Annotated in this window: 19 protein-coding genes and 2 pseudogenes; 12 read left to right on the forward strand and 9 right to left on the reverse strand. The window is 65.6% G+C overall.

Features of this window, described 5'->3' with window-relative positions:
- From FDN03_RS14985 to FDN03_RS15015, 7 genes and pseudogenes are all read left to right on the forward strand, one after another.
- Positions 1-1243, forward strand: a pseudogene (locus tag FDN03_RS14985) (pyruvate dehydrogenase (acetyl-transferring), homodimeric type); the annotation flags it as partial.
- Between the two features lie 194 nt (positions 1244-1437).
- Positions 1438-2646, forward strand: a complete 1209-nt coding sequence (locus tag FDN03_RS14990; RefSeq protein WP_138178410.1) for a helix-turn-helix domain-containing protein — start codon at positions 1438-1440, stop codon at positions 2644-2646.
- 222 nt (positions 2647-2868) lie between these two features.
- Positions 2869-3737 (forward strand): annotated as a pseudogene (locus FDN03_RS14995) (ACP S-malonyltransferase).
- Between the two features lie 46 nt (positions 3738-3783).
- A complete protein-coding gene (locus tag FDN03_RS15000; protein WP_138178411.1) occupies positions 3784-4863 on the forward strand; it encodes a beta-ketoacyl-ACP synthase III in 1080 nt (359 codons plus the stop codon).
- Positions 4864-5000: 137 nt separating this feature from the next.
- Complete coding sequence (locus tag FDN03_RS15005; protein WP_054821937.1) at positions 5001-5246, forward strand: acyl carrier protein; 246 nt, start codon at positions 5001-5003, stop codon at positions 5244-5246.
- A gap of 176 nt (positions 5247-5422) precedes the next feature.
- Positions 5423-6661, forward strand: a complete 1239-nt coding sequence (locus FDN03_RS15010) for a beta-ketoacyl-[acyl-carrier-protein] synthase II (protein ID WP_138178412.1) — start codon at positions 5423-5425, stop codon at positions 6659-6661.
- Between the two features lie 209 nt (positions 6662-6870).
- Positions 6871-7446 (forward strand): dihydrofolate reductase family protein, encoded by a 576-nt coding sequence (locus tag FDN03_RS15015; protein WP_138178413.1) that lies wholly within the window; start codon positions 6871-6873, stop codon positions 7444-7446.
- Positions 7447-7656: 210 nt separating this feature from the next.
- Here the strand turns inward: FDN03_RS15015 and FDN03_RS15020 are convergent, their stop codons facing one another.
- Both FDN03_RS15020 and FDN03_RS15025 read right to left on the reverse strand, forming a co-directional pair.
- Entirely contained in the window at positions 7657-8160 is a 504-nt protein-coding gene (locus FDN03_RS15020; RefSeq protein WP_054821238.1) for a DUF3145 domain-containing protein, read from the reverse strand.
- A gap of 145 nt (positions 8161-8305) precedes the next feature.
- On the reverse strand, positions 8306-9334 hold the full coding sequence (locus FDN03_RS15025; RefSeq protein WP_138178414.1) for a tyrosine recombinase XerC: 1029 nt from the start codon (positions 9332-9334) through the stop codon (positions 8306-8308).
- Positions 9335-9544: 210 nt separating this feature from the next.
- Between FDN03_RS15025 and FDN03_RS15030 the strand changes: the two genes are divergently transcribed.
- Positions 9545-10153, forward strand: coding sequence for an N-acetyltransferase (locus FDN03_RS15030; protein ID WP_138178415.1), 609 nt, complete (start codon positions 9545-9547; stop codon positions 10151-10153).
- 53 nt (positions 10154-10206) lie between these two features.
- On the opposite strand, the gene dprA is transcribed toward FDN03_RS15030, so the two are convergent.
- From dprA to FDN03_RS15045, 3 genes are read right to left on the reverse strand one after another with little or no spacing between them, the layout of a single operon-like run.
- Complete coding sequence (gene dprA / locus FDN03_RS15035) at positions 10207-11439, reverse strand: DNA-processing protein DprA (RefSeq protein ID WP_138178416.1); 1233 nt, start codon at positions 11437-11439, stop codon at positions 10207-10209.
- Positions 11436-12971 carry a YifB family Mg chelatase-like AAA ATPase gene (locus tag FDN03_RS15040; RefSeq protein WP_138178417.1) on the reverse strand — a complete coding sequence of 512 codons (1536 nt, stop codon included), beginning with the start codon at positions 12969-12971 and terminating at the stop codon, positions 11436-11438. Before FDN03_RS15040 ends, dprA begins: the two co-directional genes overlap by 4 nt.
- On the reverse strand, positions 12968-13285 hold the full coding sequence (locus tag FDN03_RS15045) for a YraN family protein (protein ID WP_249354622.1): 318 nt from the start codon (positions 13283-13285) through the stop codon (positions 12968-12970). Before FDN03_RS15045 ends, FDN03_RS15040 begins: the two co-directional genes overlap by 4 nt.
- Positions 13286-13755: 470 nt before the next feature.
- Between FDN03_RS15045 and FDN03_RS15050 the strand changes: the two genes are divergently transcribed.
- From FDN03_RS15050 to FDN03_RS15065, 4 genes are all read left to right on the forward strand, one after another.
- On the forward strand, positions 13756-15024 hold the full coding sequence (locus FDN03_RS15050) for a glycine betaine/L-proline ABC transporter ATP-binding protein (RefSeq protein ID WP_138178419.1): 1269 nt from the start codon (positions 13756-13758) through the stop codon (positions 15022-15024).
- Entirely contained in the window at positions 15024-15917 is an 894-nt protein-coding gene (locus FDN03_RS15055) for an ABC transporter permease subunit (protein WP_138178420.1), read from the forward strand. The genes FDN03_RS15050 and FDN03_RS15055 overlap by 1 nt, the downstream gene beginning before the upstream one ends.
- A gap of 142 nt (positions 15918-16059) precedes the next feature.
- Entirely contained in the window at positions 16060-16947 is an 888-nt protein-coding gene (locus FDN03_RS15060; protein ID WP_349291720.1) for a glycine betaine ABC transporter substrate-binding protein, read from the forward strand.
- A 130-nt stretch (positions 16948-17077) separates the two neighbouring features.
- Positions 17078-17959 (forward strand): glycine betaine ABC transporter substrate-binding protein, encoded by an 882-nt coding sequence (locus tag FDN03_RS15065; protein ID WP_138178421.1) that lies wholly within the window; start codon positions 17078-17080, stop codon positions 17957-17959.
- 128 nt (positions 17960-18087) lie between these two features.
- Here the strand turns inward: FDN03_RS15065 and FDN03_RS15070 are convergent, their stop codons facing one another.
- The 4 genes from FDN03_RS15070 to lepB all read right to left on the reverse strand — a co-directional run bounded on the left by FDN03_RS15070 (position 18088) and on the right by lepB (position 21186).
- Positions 18088-18945 carry a hypothetical protein gene (locus tag FDN03_RS15070; protein WP_138178422.1) on the reverse strand — a complete coding sequence of 286 codons (858 nt, stop codon included), beginning with the start codon at positions 18943-18945 and terminating at the stop codon, positions 18088-18090.
- Positions 18946-19202: 257 nt separating this feature from the next.
- Positions 19203-19523 (reverse strand): DUF2469 domain-containing protein, encoded by a 321-nt coding sequence (locus tag FDN03_RS15075; RefSeq protein WP_138178423.1) that lies wholly within the window; start codon positions 19521-19523, stop codon positions 19203-19205.
- Complete coding sequence (locus FDN03_RS15080; protein ID WP_138178424.1) at positions 19523-20251, reverse strand: ribonuclease HII; 729 nt, start codon at positions 20249-20251, stop codon at positions 19523-19525. Before FDN03_RS15080 ends, FDN03_RS15075 begins: the two co-directional genes overlap by 1 nt.
- Before the next feature lie 230 nt (positions 20252-20481).
- Positions 20482-21186, reverse strand: a complete 705-nt coding sequence (gene lepB, locus FDN03_RS15085) for a signal peptidase I (protein WP_249354620.1) — start codon at positions 21184-21186, stop codon at positions 20482-20484.
- Positions 21187-21218 lie beyond the last annotated feature (32 nt).

The raw sequence follows: 21218 nt of genomic DNA on the forward strand, positions 1-21218 counted from the left end.
CGCCAAGCGCGGGTCGGGCAAGCAGATGGCGGCGACCACGATGGCGTTCGTGCGTTTGCTGAAGGACTTGATGCGGGATAAGGACTTCGGGCACCGGATCGTGCCGATCGTCCCGGATGAGTCGCGCACGTTCGGGATGGACTCGTTCTTCCCCACGAAGAAGATCTATAACCCGGCCGGGCAGAACTACCTGTCGGTGGACCGTGACCTGGTGCTGGCGTACAAGGAATCGGCCTCGGGGCAGTTGATCCATCCCGGGATCAACGAGGCCGGGGCGGTGGCCTCGTTCACCGCGGCCGGGACCTCGTATGCCACCCACGGGGAAGCGTTGATCCCGATCTACGTGTTCTACTCGATGTTCGGGTTCCAGCGCACCGGGGACGCGTTCTGGGCGGCAGCGGATCAGATGACCCGCGGGTTCGTGATCGGCGCGACCGCTGGACGCACCACGCTGACCGGTGAGGGGCTGCAGCACGCTGATGGGCATTCCCCGCTGCTGGCGTTGACCAACCCGGCGGTGGTGGCCTACGACCCGGCCTACGGGTACGAGATCGGGCACATCATGCGTTCGGGCCTGGAGCGCATGTATGGCGGGGAACACCCGGATCCGAACGTGATGTACTACCTGACGGTGTACAACGAGCCGATCATCCAGCCTGCCGAGCCGGAAAACGTGGATGTTGAGGGGATCATCAGGGGCATTTACCTGCTCAAGGAAGCCTCGATTGACGGGCCGCGCGCCCAGCTGCTGGCCTCGGGGGTCGCGGTGCCGTGGGCGTTGGAAGCCCAGGACATCCTGGCCACCGAATGGGGAGTGTCTGCCGATGTGTGGTCGGTGACCTCGTGGAACGAGTTGGCCCGGGAAGGTCAGCACTGCGACCAGGTCATCATGGAAGACCCGGGTGCTACCCGTCCGACCCCGTACCTGACCGGTCAGCTGGAATCGGCGACCGGCCCGGTGATCGCGACCAGTGATTACCAGCGGGCGGTGCTTGAACAGGTGCGCCCCTACGTGCCCGGTGAGTACCACACCCTGGGAGCGGACGGGTTTGGGTTTAGTGATACCCGGGCCGCGGCGCGCCGGTTCTTCAAGATCGACGCGCATTCCCTGGTCGTCAAGACCCTGCAGGCGTTGGCTGAGCGGGGCGAGATCCCGGCCGATACCCCGATCAAGGCGCATCAGAAGTATGACCTGAACAACCCCAACGCGGGACGTTCGGGCAACGCTGGCGGCGACGCCTAACCACCCACCCACCGGTTCAACCGGCGGGACTCCCGGCAAACGGTGGCCACACCCCTTCCCCGTGAAGGAGCGTGTGGCCACCGTTTCCCATTTGCCCGGCCACCACGGCAGCGGGGGTGCCGACTGCCCGCTTCCCAAGCTCAGAAACCGCTTGGCACACGTGGCCCGCGCATCGAACCGATATGCTCATAGACATGAATGAAACGGCCGAAGCTTCGCTGCAGCGCGGACGGCCCAGCCGGCTGGCCAAGCCGAGCCCGGAGACCATCAAGCGACTCAAGTCCCACCTGGGGGTGCTGTCCACCGCGGCGCTGAAGTACCTGGACCAGTCCCTGCCCTGGTACCGCTCCCTGGCCCCGGAGGAACGCGCCGCCCTGGGCCTGGTGGCCCAAAAGGGCATCTCCACGTTCGTGAACTGGTACGAACACCCCGAATCCACCCCGGCCTGGGTGATGACCGACGTGTTCGGGGCCGCGCCCACCGAGCTGACCCGCTCCATCAGCCTGCAAAAGGCACTCGCGCTGCTGCGCACCATCGTGGAGGTCGTTGAATCCCAGGTGCCGGACATCGTCGCCGAATCCGAACAGGGCCAGGTGCGCGAGGCGGTGCTGCGCTACTCGCGGGAGGTCGCGTTCGCCGCCGCCGACGTGTACGCCCGGGCCGCGGAGACCCGCGGGGCGTGGGATTCGCGCCTGGAGGCGCACGTGGTGGACGCGGTGCTGCACGGCGAATCCCAGGACTCGCTCTCCTCCCGCTTCGCCGCGATCGGCTGGCGCTCCCAGGCAAACATCCGCATCATGGTGGGCACCACCCCCTCCTCTCCCCCAGTGAACTTCGTCTCCGCGCTGCGCCGGGTCGCCACCCGCTACGGGCGGGACTCGCTGGTGGGGATCCTCGGGGACCGGTCGATCCTGATGCTCTCGGACACCAAGTTCGAGGAGATGGACCTGGGCCGGCTCGGCCGGCTGTTCGGTGAGGGGCCGGTGGTCTACTCCCCGTTGGCACCCACGGTGAAGGAAATGCACTACGGGGCCACGGCCGCGATGGCCGGGTACGCCGCGGCCGCCGCCTGGCCGGAGGCGCCGTGTCCGATCGCCGCCGATGACCTGCTGCCCGAACGGGTGGTCAACGGGGACCAGCTGGCCGCGGACGCGCTGCATGAGCGGGTCTACCAGCCGCTGCAGCACGCGGCGAACGCGCTGACCGAAACCCTGGCCAGCTACCTGGCGCTGGGGCACTCGCTGGAGGGCACGGCCCGGGAACTGTTCGTGCACGCCAACACGGTGCGCTACCGGCTCAAGCGCGTGAGCGAGGTGACCGGGTGGGACCCGCTGGTCCCCCGCGACGCGTTCGTGCTGCAGACCGCGCTGATGGTCGGGCGGCTGCGTGACGCCCGACGCTAAACCGCCGCCGCTGACCCGAAGCACGGGAGGCCGCCCAGCGTCACGGCCGGATGGGGCAGCTTTGGAGGGTGCGCACACATGCCGGGGGTGTCATCTGCCGAAATTGGCGGGTTTCCTTCGACAGCGGCCCCACTGGTTTTGTAGACTTCCTACAAAGAGGTTCGGCCAGCTTGGTGCCGAAATGATGAGCGCAACCCGCCCCCAATTTGGAAAGCTGTAAGAGTGCTAGCAATTGTATGCCCGGGACAGGGCTCCCAGACCCCAGGATTCTTGAACGACTGGCTGCATGTGGCCGGTGTGCGCGACCATCTGCAGGACCTGTCGGTGATCACCGACCGCGACCTGATCGCCCACGGCACCGAATCCGATGAGGAGACCATCAAGGACACCGCGGTGGCCCAGCCGCTGATCGTGGCCGCCGGGCTGGTCACCGCCCGCGCGCTGCTGGGTGACACCCTGCCGCCGAACACCGTGCTGGCCGGGCACTCGGTCGGGGAAATCACCGCCTCCGCCCTGGCCGGGGCGCTGAGCGAGGGCGATGCGATGACCTTCGTGCGCGAACGCGCCAACGCGATGGCCGAGGCCGCCGCCGAACAGCCCACCGGCATGGCCGCCGTGCTCGGCGGGGACCCGCAGGAGGTGCTGGCCGCCTGGCCGCCGGCACCATGGAGCAGATCAACGCGCTGAGCGAGAACCCGCCGGCCAAGGCCCGGGTCATCCCGCTGAAGGTTGCCGGGGCATTCCACACCGAGCACATGGCCCCGGCCGTGGGCGTGCTGAAGGAGCTGTCGGCCAAGCTGGACCCGGCCGACCCGGCCGTGCCGCTGCTGTCGAACTACGACGGTAAGCCGGTGGCCGACGGCAAGGCGAACCTTCAGTCGCTGGTCGCCCAGGTCTCCCGCCCGGTGCGCTGGGACCAGTGCATGGAGCAGCTGGCCGCCATGGGCGTGACCGGCATCCTGGAGCTGGCCCCGGCCGGCACCCTGGTGGGCCTGGCCCGCCGCGGGCTGAAGGGCGTGAAGACCCTGGCGCTGAAGTCCCCCGAGGACCTGGAGGACGCCCGCAAGTTCGTCAACGAGCACGTGGCCTAACCCGGTTCCTGCGAACCGATACGACGTGGCGAGGAAAGAAGAGAACATGAGCGCTGTGCTGAACCAGGTGACACCAAACGCCCACAGCCGCATCCTGGGCACCGGAAGCTACCGGCCCACCGTGGTGGTGACCAACCAGGACGTGTGCCAGTGGATCGATTCCTCCGATGAGTGGATCCGCCAGCGCACCGGGATCATCACCCGCTACCGGGCGGATGAGAACACCTCGCTGCTGGACATGTGCGTGGCCGCCGGGCAGGCGGCCCTGGCCGACACCGGCCTGGCGCCGGGACAGATCGACGCGGTCATCGTCGCCACCGTCACCTTCCCGCACGCCACCCCCTCCGCGGCCGCGGCGGTGGCCGACGCGCTGGGGATGACCCCGGCCCCGGCCTATGACATCTCCGCCGCCTGCGCCGGCTACTGCTACGGGGTCGCCCAGGCCGATGCGCTGGTGCGTTCCGGGCTGGCGCAGAACGTGCTGGTGATCGGCGCGGAGAAGCTCTCGGACTACATCGACAACCATGAACGCACCATCTCCTTCCTGCTCGGGGACGGGGCCGGCGCGGTGATCATCGGCGCCAGCGACACCCCGGGGATCTCCCCCTCGGTGTGGGGCTCGGACGGCTCGAAGTGGTCCGCGATCGGCATGACCCACTCCCAGGTGGAGCTGCGCGAAGGCCTGCTGGGTTCGGCCTTGGCCGCCGGGGCGGGCGACGCCGACCCGCAGGGCGAAGGCGCCGACGCCGCCCAGCCGGACTCCCCGCGCTGGCCGACGCTGCGCCAGGACGGGCAGACCGTGTTCCGCTGGGCGGTGTGGGAGATGGCGAAGATGGCCCGCAAGGCCTTGACCGAGGCCGGGATCGAGGCCAGCGACCTGGCCGCGTTCCTGCCGCACCAGGCGAACATGCGCATCATCGACGAGATGGTCAAGCAGCTGAAGCTGCCCGACTCGGTGATCGTGGCCCGGGACATCGCCGAGAACGGGAACACCTCCGCGGCCTCCATCCCGATGGCCATGGACCGGATGCGCCGCGAACACCCGGAGGTCTGCGGCGGGCTGGGCCTGCAAATCGGCTTCGGCGCCGGGCTTGTCTTTGGCGCCCAGGTCGTGCGACTGCCATAAACTAAACAGTTGACGGCAACGTGAAGTTTTCACCAAGCCGGGTGGCATCCCCCAGCCCCGGAGCGATCCGGCGGGGATGACGGTGCCGCCCAGTCATCGTCGGTTGTACCGGCACAACACAAGAAAAGGAGCCTTTCATGGCTAGCAACGAAGAAATTCTGGCGGGCCTCGCCGAGATCGTGAACGAAGAGACCGGCCTGGACGAAGCAGACGTGCAGCTGGACAAGTCCTTCACCGAGGACCTGGACATCGACTCGATCTCGATGATGACCATCGTGGTCAACGCCGAAGAGAAGTTCGACGTGAAGATCCCGGACGAGGAAGTCAAGAACCTCAAGACCGTGGGCGACGCCGTCAACTTCATCGTTTCGGCCCAGGCCTAGTGCCGCACGCCGGTGCAGCGACGTACCGGCGCACCGCGCGACGTGGTCCGGCAGCACAGTAGCTACCTGCCGGACCACGTCCGCCGCTGAGCGTGGCAGCGACCCTTCCACGCACGTGGGCCGTGAGCGGCCCCACCCCCTGATTTTTGTTTTCCCGCCCAGTAGAGAGTTAGACGATGGCGCGCAAAGTAGTGATCACCGGCCTGGGAGCCACCACCCCCATTGGCGGGGATGTCCCCACCCTGTGGGCCAATTCCCTCAAGGGCGTCTCCGGCGCCGCCACCCTCACCGACGAGTGGGTCGAGGAATACCAGCTGCCGGTGACCTTCGCCGCGCGCGCCTCGAACCCGGCCAGCGAAACCCTCTCCCGCGTGGAGATGAAGCGCATGGACCCCTCCACCCAGTTCGCCGTGGTCGCCTCCCGTGAGGCCTGGAAGGACTCGGGCCTGGAAGAGGTCGACCCGGACCGCCTCTCGGTCGCCTTCGCCACCGGCATCGGCGGGGTGTGGACGCTGCTGGACGCCTGGGACACGCTCAAGGCCAAGGGCCCGCGCCGCGTGCTGCCGATGACCGTGCCGATGCTGATGCCCAACGGCCCGGCCGCCGCCGTCTCCCTGGACCTGGGCGCGAAGGGCGGGGCGCACACCCCGGTCTCCGCCTGCGCCTCGGGCACCGAGGCCATGCACGTGGGCCTGGATTTGATCCGCAACGGCAAGGCCGATGTGGTCATGGTCGGCGGCGCCGAGGCGGCCATCCACCCGATGCCGATCGCCGCGTTCGCCTCCATGCAGGCCCTGTCCAAGCGCAACGACGACCCGCAGCGCGCCTCGCGCCCCTACGACCTGGACCGTGACGGCTTCGTCATGGGCGAGGGTGCCGGCGCCCTGGTGCTGGAGGCCGAGGAACACGCCCTGGCCCGCGGCGCACGCATCTACGCCGAACTGGCCGGCTCCTCGGTGACCGCCGACGCGTTCCACATCACCGCCCCGGACCCGGAAGGGCTGGGCGCCACCCGCGCGCTGAAGGCCGCCATGTTCGACGGGCGCATCCAGCCCGAGGACGTCGTGCACGTCAACGCGCATGCCACCTCCACCCCGGTGGGCGACAAGCCAGAGTACACCGCGCTGCGCGCCGCCCTGGGCGATGCGCTGGATGACGTGTGGGTTTCGGCCACCAAGTCGCAGATGGGCCACCTGCTCGGCGCCTCCGGCGCCGTGGAGTCGGTGCTCTCCACCCTGGCGGTCTACCACCGCAAGACCCCGGTGACCATCAACCTGGAGAACCAGGACCCGGACATCCCGCTGAAGGTCGTCACCGGCCAGCCGCAGGAACTGCGCGAGGGCTCGATCGTGGCGCTGAACAACTCCTTCGGCTTCGGCGGGCACAATGCCGTCGTGGCCATCCGCAGCATCTAGCTGCATCAGGCACCCACGCCAGTACAAGGGCGGCCGGATCCCGAGCACGGGAGCCGGCCGCCCTTTGGCATCTCCACCAGGGGCGGGAGCGACCGCCTCCAGCCGGGCTGGATCCCCTTCCCAAGGCGGGGCGCGCCCGGTAGTTTGGGAGCACCGGACCCGGCTGCCACGGTCAGCCGCAGGAAACGTTCACGTGCGGAAGGCTTAGGATGCGTACCCTCATCGTCACCACCCTCATCTCCCTCGACGGCGTCATGCAGGCCCCCGGTGGGGAGAGCGGCTACCGGCATTCGGGCTGGACCTTCAACCTGGTGCAACCCGATGAGGCCGCCTACGAGCTGAAGGCCATCGAACAGTCCGACGCCACCGCCATGCTGCTGGGGCGGAGGACCTACCAGGAGTTCAGTAAGGTCTGGCCGGACATGGACGAGGAGTTCGCCGACTACAACGACCAGCCCAAGTACGTGGTCTCCACGACGCTGGAGGAACGCGACCTGGTGGAGAACTGGGGCCAGACCACCATCCTGCGCTCCATGGCCGATGTGGCCCGGCTGCGGGCCGGGGACGGCGGGCCCATCATCGTGCACGGCAGCGGCACCCTGGTGCACTGCCTGCAGGAACACCGCCTGGTGGACCGCTACCACCTGCTGGTCTTCCCGGTCCTGCTCGGCGAGGGCCTGCGGCTGTTCAGCGACAAGCCCCTGGAGGCCCAGAGGCTGCAACTGGTGGAGTCGGAGTCCTACTCCAACGGCATCCAGAAGAACGTCTTCGACGTGATCCGCTGACCGAACTCAGGCGTTCCTGAAACAGCGCTTACCGCCAGCGAATGGCGACTTCACGAAAATGCAAAACGGCACGAGGTAGACCCGATGCGGGTCTCCCTCGTGCCGTTACCGGCTTAGCGGCAAACAAGCAGTGCTGGTAAAACAGTGACAACTCACTCGGAGACTTGATAACTAGCGGTTTGCACCACTAGCGAAAGCACGGGTCTGTCGTTAGACGACCTGGTTGAGCCAACGCACCGGGGCGCCGTCGCCGGCGTGGCGGAAGGGTTCGAGCTCTTCGTCCCACGCCTCGCCGAGGGCAATGGACATCTCCTGGTAGAAGACCGAGGGGTTCCCGTCGCCCTTTTCGTAGGCCCAGCGGATGCGATCCTCGCTGACCATGATGTTGCCGGCGGTATCAACGGTGGCGTGGAAAATTCCCAGTTCCGGGGTGAAGGACCAGCGGCTGCCGTCGCAGCCTTGGCTGGGTTCCTCGGTGATTTCAAAGCGCAGGTGCTGCCAGCCGCGCATGGCGGATGCCAAGATGGCACCGGTGCCCTGCGGGGCGGTCCACTGAATTTCGGCGCGACGAAGTCCGGGTGCGGCTTCCTGCTCGGTCCAGTCCAAGCGGACTGGCTGTTCGAGCACCGACCCGATAGCCCACTCCAGATGCGGGCATAGCGCGGCAGGGGCCGAGTGAATGAACACAACTCCCCTGGTCATTGACGCAGACATGCCATCCTCCGTTACCTGTTGATCGTCTTCCCCTACGTCAACCGCAACAGATTCAGCATTTCTTAATGTGCTAGTTCTATCTTGCCTGAAAGCCTGGTGTTTTCGCCAGCCAAAGCCTACTTCCGGGTAAACACTCGGTGAATCGTCAGGCCCGGGGGTGTGCCTGCTGGTAGCTCTGGCGCAGTCGATCCACCGAGACATGCGTGTACAGCTGGGTGGTGGCCAGCGAGGAGTGACCCAAGAATTCCTGAACGGCGCGCAGGTCTGCCCCACCGTCGAGCAGGTGCGTGGCCACCGTGTGCCGCAGGGCGTGCGGGCCACTGGCCGAGGTATCCCCCAGCCTGTTCAGGGCGTCGGATATTACCTTGCGTGCCTGGCGTACGTTCAGCCGCCCGCCGCGGGCACCGATCAGCAACGCGTTCTCGGCATCGGCGGAGGCGAGGACCTCTCGGGCCTGCCGCAGCCAGAACTCCAGTGCCCGCTGGGCCGGAATCCCGAAGGGCACCATGCGCTCCTTGTTGCCCTTACCAAGAACCCGCAAGGCACGCCGCTCAAAGTCCACGTCGCCCACGTCGAGCGACACCAGTTCGCTGATGCGCAGCCCGCTGGCGTAGAGCAGCTCGCCAATGACCTGGTTGCGTATGGCCAGGGCCGCATCCTTTTCGCTGGGCGCGGCGCCGTCCTCGCCCGCTGGATTATCCACTGAGGTCCGAGGCGACGTCGACGGTGCCGTACGGGGTTCCTTGATGTCAGTCAGCAGCCGTTCGACTTGTCCAGCTTGCAGAACGTGCGGCAGGCGGCGTTCCTTCTTGGGTGCCTGGAGCCTGAGCGCGGGGTCCTCGGCGATGAGATCTTGCCGGTCCGCCCAGACGAAGAAGTTCTTAACCGCCGAAATCCTGCGGGCCATGGTGGTGCGGCCCAGGCCCTCTTCCTGCATCCGCACGAGCCAGCCACGCAGGTCTTCGATCGTCACCTGGTCCAAACCGGTGACCTGTTGGCTGGCGAGGAAGACAAAGAGTGAGCGAAGGTCCGTTTCGTAGGCACGCACGGTGTTCTCGCTGCGCCCGCGCTGGTACAGCAGATAGCCCAGGTAGTCCTCCAGGTGTTGCAGGATTACCAGGTCGATCTGCGGCGCTGCGGTGGCCGATGGCTCGACTTCGTGTTCTTCACTCATCAGATTCAATGTACCTCGCGCCGGGGACACTTTCCGGGACGGTTCCCCTACCTCTCTTGCCGCATCTGCCACGACGACCCATCTGGCCGCCGGCAGGATGGGACGGGCCCATCGAACGTCACGCTGCGCTACGATGCGAGACATCATGGATCCGGATCAGCGGGTAACGGGTCGCGAGGTTCTCATTCCGTGTGGGGATTAGGAGGAGCAGTGGCGTTTCACAACAGTGGCTTTGAGGCCCCAGATGAACTGGTGACCGAGAGTTTCTTACTGCGACCTATTCGAGCCACCGATGCGCAGCTGGACTATGAGGCCGTCATGGAGCGCAAGGACTTCTTGCGGGACTGGGAGCAGACCGGCTGGCCGGAAGATGGGTTCACGGTCGAGGACAACCATCAGGATCTCGCGCGACTGGAAGAACGTCACTCCGAGAACAGGGCCTACACCTACACGGTCATGACCCACGACCAGAAGCTCTGCCTGGGCTGCGTCTACGTCATGCCGACGGATGCGTCCATGTTCTCGACCGCGAAGATCACTGCACTGGGTGAAAAGGGGTGGAAGGACTTTGAAGCCGCCGTCTACTTCTGGACTCGCGGCCCCAGGGACGGAAGCGACCTCAACCGGCAACTTCTGGAATGCCTCCGACACTGGTTCACCAGTGATTGGGACTTCACCGGGGTTTTGGTGGTAACCGGTGAACTACTCACCGAGCAGATCCAAGTGCTGGAAGCCCCAGGTCTGCCCCCGCTGTTTCGGATCGAGGAACGGGACAAACCGGACCGGTACCTCGCCTACGGATTGCCCGGGAACCACTAGCCACGCTTGTCACATACTGCAAAAGCCCCTTGCTGCGACCTTGGTTAGCGGGGCTAGGCGCCTATGCGTTTCCACCCGAATCCTTCCTGCCGGGCCTGCCCACGCCCCTCCAGAATGCTCAGCGCCCGGATGGTGTCGATCGCCGGCAGCCCGCTGAGGGCACAGAGTTCATCAACCAGCTTGGCCCCGCGGCGCGGCAACACATCCAGGATGAGGTTCTGCGGCCCGTTTAGCCCGTCGGTGACTCGGGCCGGTTCTTCATTTGCCGCCCCTGTCCTGGCTGTTACGGATAAGGCGGGCAGCAGTTCCAGGGCGTCTTCGACATTGGTGACCAGCCCGGCTTCGCCGGCGCGAATCAGCCGGTGCGTGCCAACGGAGTTGGGTGAGAATACGCTGCCGGGCAGTGCGGCAACCTCCCGGCCAAGATCCACCGCCTGGCGCGCGGTGTTCAGGGCCCCGGAGCGGAAGCGGGCTTCGGTGACCACCACCAATTGCGCGAATCCTGCGATCAGGCGGTTGCGATTCAGGAACCTAAAACGGGTGGGCGCCGTACCCGGCGGCACCTCGGAAAGCAGCAGGCCTCGGTCGATGATGGTGCGCAGCAGATTGTGATTGCCGCTGGGGTAGAGACGATCCAGTCCCCCGGCCAGGATGGCGATGGTCGGTGGGGTTTCCGCCAACGCTTCCTCGACCTGCAGCGCCGCGCGGTGGGCGCAGGCGTCAATCCCATAGGCGCCGCCGCTGATGATGGTGGCTCCGGCCTGCCGCAGCCCGGTGGCCAGCTGGCTGGTGGCCTGGTTCCCGTAGTCGCTGCTGTCCCGGGAGCCCACGATGGCAACGCTGGTTTCGAGGTCTTGGGTCATCAGCAGCTCCGGGTTCTTCGCACGCCACCACAGGCAGATCGGCGCCCCGAAACCCAGGTCGTTGATTTGGGCCGGCCAGCCGGGATCGCCGGGAAGGATCAGTCCCCCATTGTTGCGGCGCATCAGTTCCAGCTGGGAGTCGGCCGCTGGCAGATAGGGCAGGCGCTTGCGCCAGCGTCGTAGCGCCGAGGTGAAGCTGAAGCTGTGGTCGCTGTGGGTGCTGATGCCCAGGGCCTGGTGGACCCGGGATTCCAGATCTTTCGGGTACCAGTCCTGCCGACGGATCAGTTCCAGAGCTTCACCGGCGTCGAGCAGGCTCAGCAACGCCCCGGCGATGTGGTCGTTGGCTTCGATGAGAAAGCTGAGGTCGGTGTAGCGGCGTTCGGCGGCCGCATCGTGCTCGGCGTACATGGCTGGGCTCAACTTTCTATTTTCTGTCGCAGGTGTACGGCAAGTTCAAGGTCATCGACCGTGGGAGTCGCCCCACCTTCAAGGTCGGTGATGCTCCAGGCGACGCGCAGCACGCGGGCCATCCCCCGTGCAGAGAGTTGGGCGCGGGTGGCCAGCTGCTCCAGACGCCCGCGCACCTGCCGGTGGTAGGGCAGTTCGTGGCGCAGGATCTCGGAGGGGATGGCGGCATTCGTGCGGATGTTCCACGGCGCCAGGCGTTGGGCACAGCGTTCCCGGGCAGCGAGCACGCGTTGGCGGACCTGGGCGCTGGATTCGTTGCGTTGTTTGCCCAGCAGGGTCGCGGCCGGGACCGGGTTCAGCTGCAGCTGCAGGTCGATGCGGTCCAGGATGGGACCGGAGAGCCGACTGAAGTAGCGGCGGCGCTGCATGGGGGTGCAGGTGCAGGCCAGTCCCGTCCCGTAGTTGCGGCCGCAGGGGCAGGGGTTGGCGGCCAGCAGCAGCTGGAACCGGGCCGGCAGCTGGGCATGAAGTTTGGCCCGGGCGATGTTCACGTATCCGTCCTCCAGCGGTTGGCGCAGCGCGTCCAGCACGCCGGAGGGAAATTCGGGAGCCTCATCCAGGAACAGGACACCGCGGTGGGCGCGGGTCACGGCTCCCACGTGGATGCTCCTGGTCCCACCGCCGAGCAGGGAGACGGTGGATGCGGTGTGGTGCGGGGCAATAAACGGCGGCGTGTACTGCAGGGAGGTGAACTCGTTGCCGGCCTGCTCGGTGATGGAGCGGATCGCGGTGGCATCCAGCGCCGCCGCATCATCCAGCGGCGGGAGGATGCCGGGCAGGCAGCGGGCCAGCAGGGTCTTGCCGACGCCGGCCGGTCCTGTCATCAGCAAGTGGTGCCCGCCCACGGCCGCCAGCTCCAGGGCCACGCGGGCCTCCTGCTGGCCATTGACTTCGGCCAGGTCCGGCACGGTGGGCGCGGCCGGCACGGTAACCGCCTGGCTCGGCTGGTGCCGGGCGCGGACCGAAAGGTGCTCGGCCGGGGCGCCGAAGCGTTCAAGCACCTGGCCCAAGTGTTCGGCGCAGTCCACGATGGCCCCGGGAACCAGCCGCGCCTCCGCGGCGTTCTGTTGCGCCACCCAGAAACGCGTGGCACCGGCGGCCATGGCCAGGCGCACCGCAGGCAGGATGCCCGGGATGGGACGCAGGGTCCCATCCAGTCCGAGTTCGGCCAGGAATACGCTGTGCGGGCAGGCGCTGATTTGCCGGTCGGCGCTCAGCGCGGCCAGCACGATGGCCAGATCGAAACCGGAACCCTGCTTGTGCATGGTCGCCGGGGACAGGTTCACGGTCAGTTTCCGGTTGGCCAGTGCGATGCCGGTGTTGCGGGCCGCGGCCTTGATCCGTTCGCGGGCCTCGCGCAGCGCCGCGTCGGGCAACCCCAGGATCACGAAGCCCGGGATGCCGTTGCCCAGATCCGCCTCGACCTCCACCATTGCGCCGCCCAGCCCGGCCAGGGCCACGCAGCGCGTGCGTGCCAGCGTCATGACGCCACCCGCTGGTGGTGCTCGATCCGCCAGCCGCCGGGTTCGGGGTAAATGCAGATCACATCCACCCTTAGTTCGGGCAACCATATTCGCTTTTCCCTGGACCATTCGAGCAATAGGCGCTGGATTCGCTCGTACTTTTGCCGGGAAATTGCGTCAAAAGCGCTGCCGAATTTCTCGTTGGTTCGAGTTTTGACTTCGATAGCCATTATGTGTCCACCGCTTCGGGTCACCAGGTCCAATTCGCCCCGCTTACAGCGCCAATTCCGCGCCATGACCTCGTGGCCCCGGCTGGCCAAGAAGGCCGCCGCAATGCTCTCCCCGCGCACCCCCAGCCGCTGGTTGTGGTTGTCCATGTCTGCCCCCTGCCGGTGAAGTGGGAAACCGTGTGACCAGTATGTGCGCGGGCACGTTCCCCCGACGGCGAAGGCGACCAGTTGTGGATAGTGATCCATAACATTTCCATAACAACCTCTTTTGCCGCGTCATTCTGCGGAAAAGCCTGCTTACACTTGGACATATTTCGAGGGGAATGGTGCCGGTCAAAGTGTGCTTTTTCGTTTGATCTTGTTACGCTCGGTTATTGGCGGCGACGCGTCCGACACGACCGCCAGCAAGGAAACCAAGGGCCATACGCGGTCCAGAAGTTACTGATTTGGGCCGCGTCAGTCAGGATGAACACTCGCATTTTTCAGTTCCGCCGGGCACGTTGTCGGGCGCCAAAATCCTGCGGCCCGCTACCAGCCCGTGACGCCCGATGGGCGCCAGGCGGGCAGTGGAGAACATGACCACCAATATCGCCGTGAAGGTCGAGAACCTGTACAAGGTCTTCGGCCGTAAACCGAAAGAAGCGGTCAAAAAGCTTAAAGCTGGCTCGACGAGGGACCAATTGCCCTCCCACACGACCGCAGCTGTCATCGATGCCTCCTTCGAAGTCAAGGAAGGCGAAATCTTTGTTGTCATGGGCCTTTCGGGCTCCGGCAAATCGACCCTGATCCGCACCCTGAACGGTTTGTGGGATGCCACCGACGGCACCGTGAGCCTGGGTGGGGACAAGATCACCGGGATTTCGGCCAAGCATCTGCGTGAGGTGCGCCGCAAGCGGGTCTCGATGGTCTTCCAGCACTTCGCGCTGCTGCCGCACCGCACCGTGCTGGAGAACGTGGCCTACCCGCTGGAACAGCAGGGCGTGGGCAAGAGCGAACGCTTGGCCTCGGCCGCGAAGATGCTGAAGATGGTGGGCCTGGATGGCTGGGGCGAGAAGATGCCCTCGGAGCTTTCCGGCGGCATGCAGCAGCGTGTGGGCATCGCCCGCGCGCTGGCGGCCGACACCGACCTGCTGCTGATGGATGAGGCCTTCTCGGCCCTGGACCCGTTGATCCGCCGCGAAATGCAGGAGCAGCTGGTCGAGCTGCAGGCCACCTTGAACAAGACCATCGTGTTCATCACCCACGACCTGAACGAGGCCATGTTCCTCGGGGACCGGATCGCGGTGATGCGCGACGGGCAGATCGTGCAGGTGGGCACCCCGGAGGAGATCCTCACCGACCCGGCCAACGACTACGTGGCCCAGTTCGTGCAGGACGTGGACCGCGCCCGGGTGCTGACCGCCTCCTCGGTGATGGAGCCGACCCGCGCGGTGATCCAGGCCAACGCCGGACCGCGCTCGGCGCTGCGCACCATGCGCGACCAGTTCCTCTCCGCCGCGATCGTCACCGGCCGGGACCGGACGGTGTTGGGGATGATCACCGACCGTGATGCGCTCAAGCTGGTGCGCGCCGGGGAAAGTTCGATCGAGGCCAAGATCCAGAAGCTGGAGACCGTGGACCGGGACACCCCGCTGGTGGACCTGTTCGTCCCCTCGGTCGAGTCCCGGCTGCCGGTGGCGGTCACCGATGCCGAGCACCGCCTGCTCGGGGTGATCCCGCGGGTGACCCTGCTGGCCGCTCTGGCCCAGACCAACCCGCCCACCGAGGAGATGACGATCCTGGACAAGCCGCTGCCCAGCGATGTGGTTGAACAAGCGCTGATGAGCAGCCCGGAGGTGAACTAGTGGAATTCCGTATCCCCGTCGGAGACGTGGCCGAGGACGGCGTTGACTGGATCGTGAAGAACCTGGACGGACTGTTCCGGGTACTGCGCGCGATCTTCGTGGAAATGTATGACGCGGTGGAAGTGGTGCTCTCCACTCCCCCGTTCTGGGTCATCACCATCATTGTGGCGCTGATCGCGCTGCTGGCCCGCGGCTGGCAGTTCATGCTCGGCTCGGTGATCGGGCTGCTGTTGATCGTGGCCATGGACCAGTGGTCCAACGCCATGGTCACCCTGGCCCTGGTGCTGGTGGCCACGTTCTGGGCGCTGGTGATCGCGCTGCCGCTGGGCATCTGGGCGGCCAAGTCCCACGCGTTCTCCAACGTGATCCGCCCGGTGCTGGACTTCCTGCAGACCATGCCGGCGTTCGTGTACCTGATCCCGGCGCTGATGCTCTTCCGCGTCGGGGTGGCCCCGGGCATCGTGGCCACCATCATCTTCGCCCTGGCGCCGGGCGTGCGCTTCACCGAACTGGGCATCCGCTCGGTAGACAAGGAAGTGGTGGAGGCCGGGCAGGCCTTCGGCTCCTCCCCCGGGCGCATCATGCGCCAGATCGAGCTGCCGTTGGCGCTGCCGACCATCATGGCCGGGGTCAACCAGGTCATCATGCTGGCCCTGTCCATGGTCGTGATCGCCGGCATGGTCGGCGCCGGCGGCCTGGGTGGCGACGTGATCGCCTCGCTCTCCCGCCTGGATACGGCCCTGGGCGTCGAGGCCGGGCTGGCCGTGGTGATCCTGGCGATGATCCTGGACCGGCTGACCAACGCGTTCGGCAAGCGCTCGGGCCTGTTCGCCCTGCTGATGAAGAAGCGCAAGGCGGCCAAGACCGCCAGGCAGCAGGAGCTGGCCGCCTAAGGGCACCACGCACTGCAGCTTTGACCTGTACTGAAGAACTGACCGGCGGGATCCGGCCACACACCGATCCCGCCGCGGGCACCGGCAACGGTGCCGGTGGCGCTGCGGAAAGACCGTTGCGCCACGGAAAGGGATAACACTCATGATGAAGAATCGTCTGCTGAAGTTCGGCGCCCTCACCGCCGCGGCCGCCCTGTCACTGACCGCCTGCGGCAGCGACGGCGGGAACCAGGCCGAGGGCAATGACAAGGAACTGACCATCGCCGTGTTCAACGGCTGGGATGAGGGCATCGCGACCAGTGAGCTGTGGAAGGCGGTGCTGGAGGAGAAGGGCTACGACGTGAAGCTGGAGTACTCGGACGTCGCGCCGCTGTTCACCGGCCTGTCCCAGGGCGACTACGATCTGACCACCGACGTGTGGCTGCCGGTGACCCACAAGGACTACATCGACAAGTTCGGCGACCAGATCGAGGACCTGGGCGCCTGGAACGAGGAGTCGAAGCTGACCGTGGCGGTCAACAAGGACTCGGACATCAACTCCCTGGAGGAGCTGGCCGATAACGCCGACAAGTTCGGCAACAAGATCGTAGGCATTGAATCCGGCGCCGGGCTGACCAAGACCATGGAATCCTCGGTGATCCCGGAGTACGGCCTGGAGGGCATGGACTTCACCACCAGCTCCACCTCCGCGATGCTGGCCGAGCTGAAGACCGCGACCGATGCGAAGGAAGACGTGGTCGTCACCCTCTGGGAGCCGCACTGGGCCTACGCCTCCTTCCCGATCAAGAACCTGGAAGACCCCAAGGGTGCGCTGGGCGGCACCGAGTCGCTGCACACCTACGCGCGTGACGGTTTCTCCGAGGACCACGCCGAGGTCGCCAAGTGGATGGGCGACTTCAAGATGGACCTGGACAAGCTCTACGACCTGGAGAACCTGTTGTTCGTGGAGAACGACACCGATGACTACCAGCCGCTGGTCAAGCAGTGGATGGAAGACAACAAGGACTACGTTGAGGGCATGACCTCCTAGTAGCCCCTGCCAAGTTCTTTTTGTGGTCCAGTTCGACTGGACCCCCGGCCGCCGCCGGGTCCCGCCTACCGCGGGCTCACCCGGCGGCGGCCTTTTTCATATCACCCCCTTGGAAAGGATGTTTTTGCCCATGCAGAAAACCACACTGAAGCTCTCGGCCATCGCCGCCGCCTCAGCCCTGGCCCTGACCGGGTGCAGTGCCGCCGGAGCGGATGATGCGGATAAGAAAATCAAGCTGGCCGTCTTCAACGGCTGGGATGAGGCGCTGGCCACCAGCCTGTTGTGGGAGGCGGTGCTGGAGTACAAGGGCTATGACGTCGAACTGGAGTACGCGGACCTGGCCCCCGCGCTGACCGGACTGTCCCAGGGCGACTACGACTTCACCACCGACGTGTGGATGCCCATCACCCACGCCTCGTTCATCGAGCAGTACGAGGATGACCTGGAAAAGGTGGGGGTCTGGAACGATGAGGGCAACGCCGCCCTGACCCTGGCGGTGAACGAGGACGCGCCCATTGATTCGATTGACGAGCTGGCCGAAAAGGCCGACTTGTTCGGCAACAAGATCGTGAGCATCGAACCGGGCTCGGGCATCGTGAACTCCATGGAGAACGAGGTGATCCCCGCATACGGGCTGCAGGACATGGAGTTTGCCACCAGCTCGACCGCGGCCATGCTCGCCGAGGTGAAGGCGGCCACCACCGCGAAGGAGAACGTGCTGGTGACCCTCTGGCAGCCGCACTGGGCCTACAGCCAGTTCCCGCTCAAGAACCTGGAGGACCCCAAGGGCGTGCTGAATACCGATGAGGAATTGAGCATCTACAGCCGTACCGGGTTTGCCGATGACTTCCCCGAGGTCAACCAGTGGCTGCAGGACTTTGAGATGAGCCTGGACCAGCTCTACGACCTGGAGAACCTGTTGTTCGTGGAGAATGACACCGATGACTACGCGCCACTGATCAAGCAGTGGATGGAAGAAAACAAGGACTACGTGGAAGGCTTGACCTCCTAGTAGCCCCCGGATCGGCAGATCCACGCGGCCCAGGGGCGGCCGCAGCTTAAAGCACGCCACGGTCGTTGCCAGGCCCCCGCACGGGGTTCATGGCAGCGACCGTGGTGTTTAACCGAAGCAGAAACCGGCTAGAATTTCGCGGGCCTCGGCTTCGCGTCGGTGGCGCCATTGACCAGGGTGGCCCCGTGCAGGCCGGTGTCCTGCTCGGTCTTGCTGAAATGCACCCCGTACTCCAGTTCCATGGGCTTGGCGTACCGCTTGCCGTCCTTGGTCAGCTTCCATTCGAAGCTGGCCACCACGTTGACGGTGGCCCCGTTGATCTCGGCGGTGTTCCCGTCCTCCAGCACCTCGCCCTTGTCGTAGGAGTGGGCGGACTTGATCTTCACCGTGGGGTTCAGCATGCGGCTGGATCCGGCGTCCTGGTAGGGCTGGTAGCCGGAAAAGTTGTTCGCCTTCGCATCGCTCCACACCAGGAACGGGTTCTGCTTGATGGGCTGTGCGAACACGGTGGCCAGCGTCTGCTTGGCCCCTTCCCCCTGGGCGAGCTTGCTGAACTGCGCGCTCATCTGCTCGACCTGGCGGTCAATGTCCGCCTGGCTGCCGCCCAGGGCCGGGCCAGAGAGAATCTGGGCGTAGACGAAGTCCGCGGCCTGCACCTGCAGCTGCGCCATCTGCTTTTCACTCCAGGCCTCGCCCACGGCCGCCCACTTCGGCGCCTCGTAGCTGGCCAGCGACGAGTCCGGGTCCGCGCCGAGTGTGATGTATTCGCCCTGCGCGTTCTTCCCCGGCTGCTTGTACACCAGCCCCTCACCCAGGTGGTCGGGGTTCGCCTCGCGGACCTGCTCAATGGCCTCATTCTTCTGGCTTGCGGAGGCGGTGATGGGTTCGGGTGTCTGGGTGTCGGCATTGGTTGCCGCGCAGCCGGAGAGCAGCAGGCCCCCGGCCATGGCCAATGCTGCGCCGCGGCGCAGTGGGCTGTTCTTCAATTGGTTCCCGTCCCCAGTTCGCTGGCGGTCGGCACCCCGGTCCGAAGTTCCGAGTCCGTCCACACAAGTTTAATAAGGTTGAATTCTATCGCATGCGCGGGGTGACGCCGCGGGAACCGGTGGGTGGACGGGCACCCAACAGAGGCGGAAGACGCCATGGGCCCTGCGGTAAACCGGGGTGCAGCGGTGTGCCGCCCGGCCTGCCGAAGGGCCCATGATCACGCGGGGACAATTTTTCCCACGAGGAAGCGCTGAACCTACTGGTCCATCTCGTCCTTGGGGATCTGCAGTTCGTTGCGGTTCAGTTCCTCGATGTTCACGTCCTTGAAGGTCAGCACCTTCACCGACTTCACGAACCGGCCCTGGCGGTAGATGTCCCACACCCACGCGTCGGTCAGGCTCAGTTCGAAGTAGACCTCCCCGGCGTTGCTCAGGGTTTTGAGTTCAACCTGGTTGGCCAGGTAGAAGCGGCGCTCCGTTTCGACGACGTAGTTGAAGAGCGAGACCACGTCCTTGTATTCGCGGTAGAGCCGCAGTTCCAGGTTTGATTCGTAGTTTTCCAGATCTTCGCTCGCCATCAGTCTTTCCCACTTCCCATGGCTTCACTCTCGGTCTTTTTCGTTTCGGAAGTCAAGCGCCAACTCATCCGGTGCAGGGCACACGGACCGTGCTCGGTGATCGCCGCCCGGTGGCTGGCGGTGGCGTACCCCTTGTTGACCTCCCACCCGTAGTGCGGGTGGGTTTGCGCGGCGGCGGTCATGATGCCGTCGCGTTCCACCTTGGCCAGGATGGAGGCCGCGGCGATCGCCTGGCAGGTCATGTCCCCCTTGATCAGGGTGCGCACCGGGATTTGCAGGCCGGAGGGCTCGGTGTCGGCCTCCAGCAGGTCAAACAGGTCGGTTTCCTTGGCCGAAAGCCAGTCGTAGCTGCCGTCCACCAGGGCCGCCTGGGCCTGGATGGCGCATTGGGCGGCGGCGCGGGTGCCGGCCAGCCGCAACGCGGCGGTGATGCCCAGCCGGTCGATTTCGGCCGGGGTGGCGTGCCCCACCCCGTGCCCCACGGCCCAGGAACGGATGGCCTCGACCATGGATTCGCGCACCTGGGGTTCGAGCATTTTCGAGTCCCGTAGTTCCGGGTATTCGGTGACCGCTTCGATGTCGATGACCACCATTCCGACGCTGACCGGTCCGGCCAAGGAGCCGCGGCCTACCTCGTCCACGGCTCCAACGTACCGGTAGCTGCCGCTGGCGGCCAGGGCCCGTTCATGCTCCAGGGTGGTGGGACTGCCTTTAGTTTTCCGTGGCACGAATTCGCCAGCTTCCTCTTTCGTGGTTTTGAGCCGTTAGCGGTCTGTGTCGATCACGATAGCGCACTTTCCGGTTCGCTGCCGTCACCCCACCGGACCCATCGGGTGACGACGGTGCGATCGGCGCCGGTCGCACCAGGGCACAGCCTGAAATTAATACGCCTTTGCAACGCGACGGCGCGGGATCGCCGTGCTATGGAGGTAGATCAGCAAACGACCGAGCGCCGGGCTTATCGGGCAGGATCCGGCACGTTGTCAAAGACCTCGCGGTGCGAGTCGACTACGCCCCAGCGATCCATGGGCCAGGAGATGACCTGGGCCTTGCCCTGCACGGTTTCCATGTCCACGAATCCGCCCTCGGTGTCCATGTGGTAACGCGAGTCGGCGCTCGCACCGCGGTGATCACCCAGCACCCAGAGCTTGTTCTCCGACACGGTCACCGAGAACGGGATGTCGCTGGGGTTATCCCCCGGGTAAATATAAGGTTCGTCGATTTCCACGCCGTTAACCTTGATCCGCCCGTCGGCTGAGCAGCACTCGACGGTGTCGCCGGGCATGCCAATGATTCGCTTGACCAGGTACTGTTCGCCCTGGTCCGGCAACAGGCCGATGAAGCTCAGCGCCTTGTCGAAACCGGACTGCTCGGTCTGGACCGGCGGCAGCCAGGCGTCATCGTCGCGAAACACCACCACGTCCCCGCGGTTCAGGTCGAAGGGGCCGGGAACCATCAGGTTCGCAAAAATCCGGTCGTCAATCTGCAGCGTGTTCTCCATCGACCCGGAAGGGATGAAGTAGGCTCGGAAGAAGAACGTCTTGATGATCAGGGACAGGCCGATGGCAATCACCAGGATGACCACGATCTCGCGCACCATGCGCCAGAGCTTCAACAGAAATCCTGCATCATTCGAGTTGGCTTCACCGGGTTCGGCGCTCACGTGTCCCCTTAGTTACGGCTTAATCTGCGTGC

Source organism: Glutamicibacter sp. V16R2B1, from assembly GCF_005774635.1.
GTDB lineage: Bacteria > Actinomycetota > Actinomycetes > Actinomycetales > Micrococcaceae > Glutamicibacter > Glutamicibacter creatinolyticus.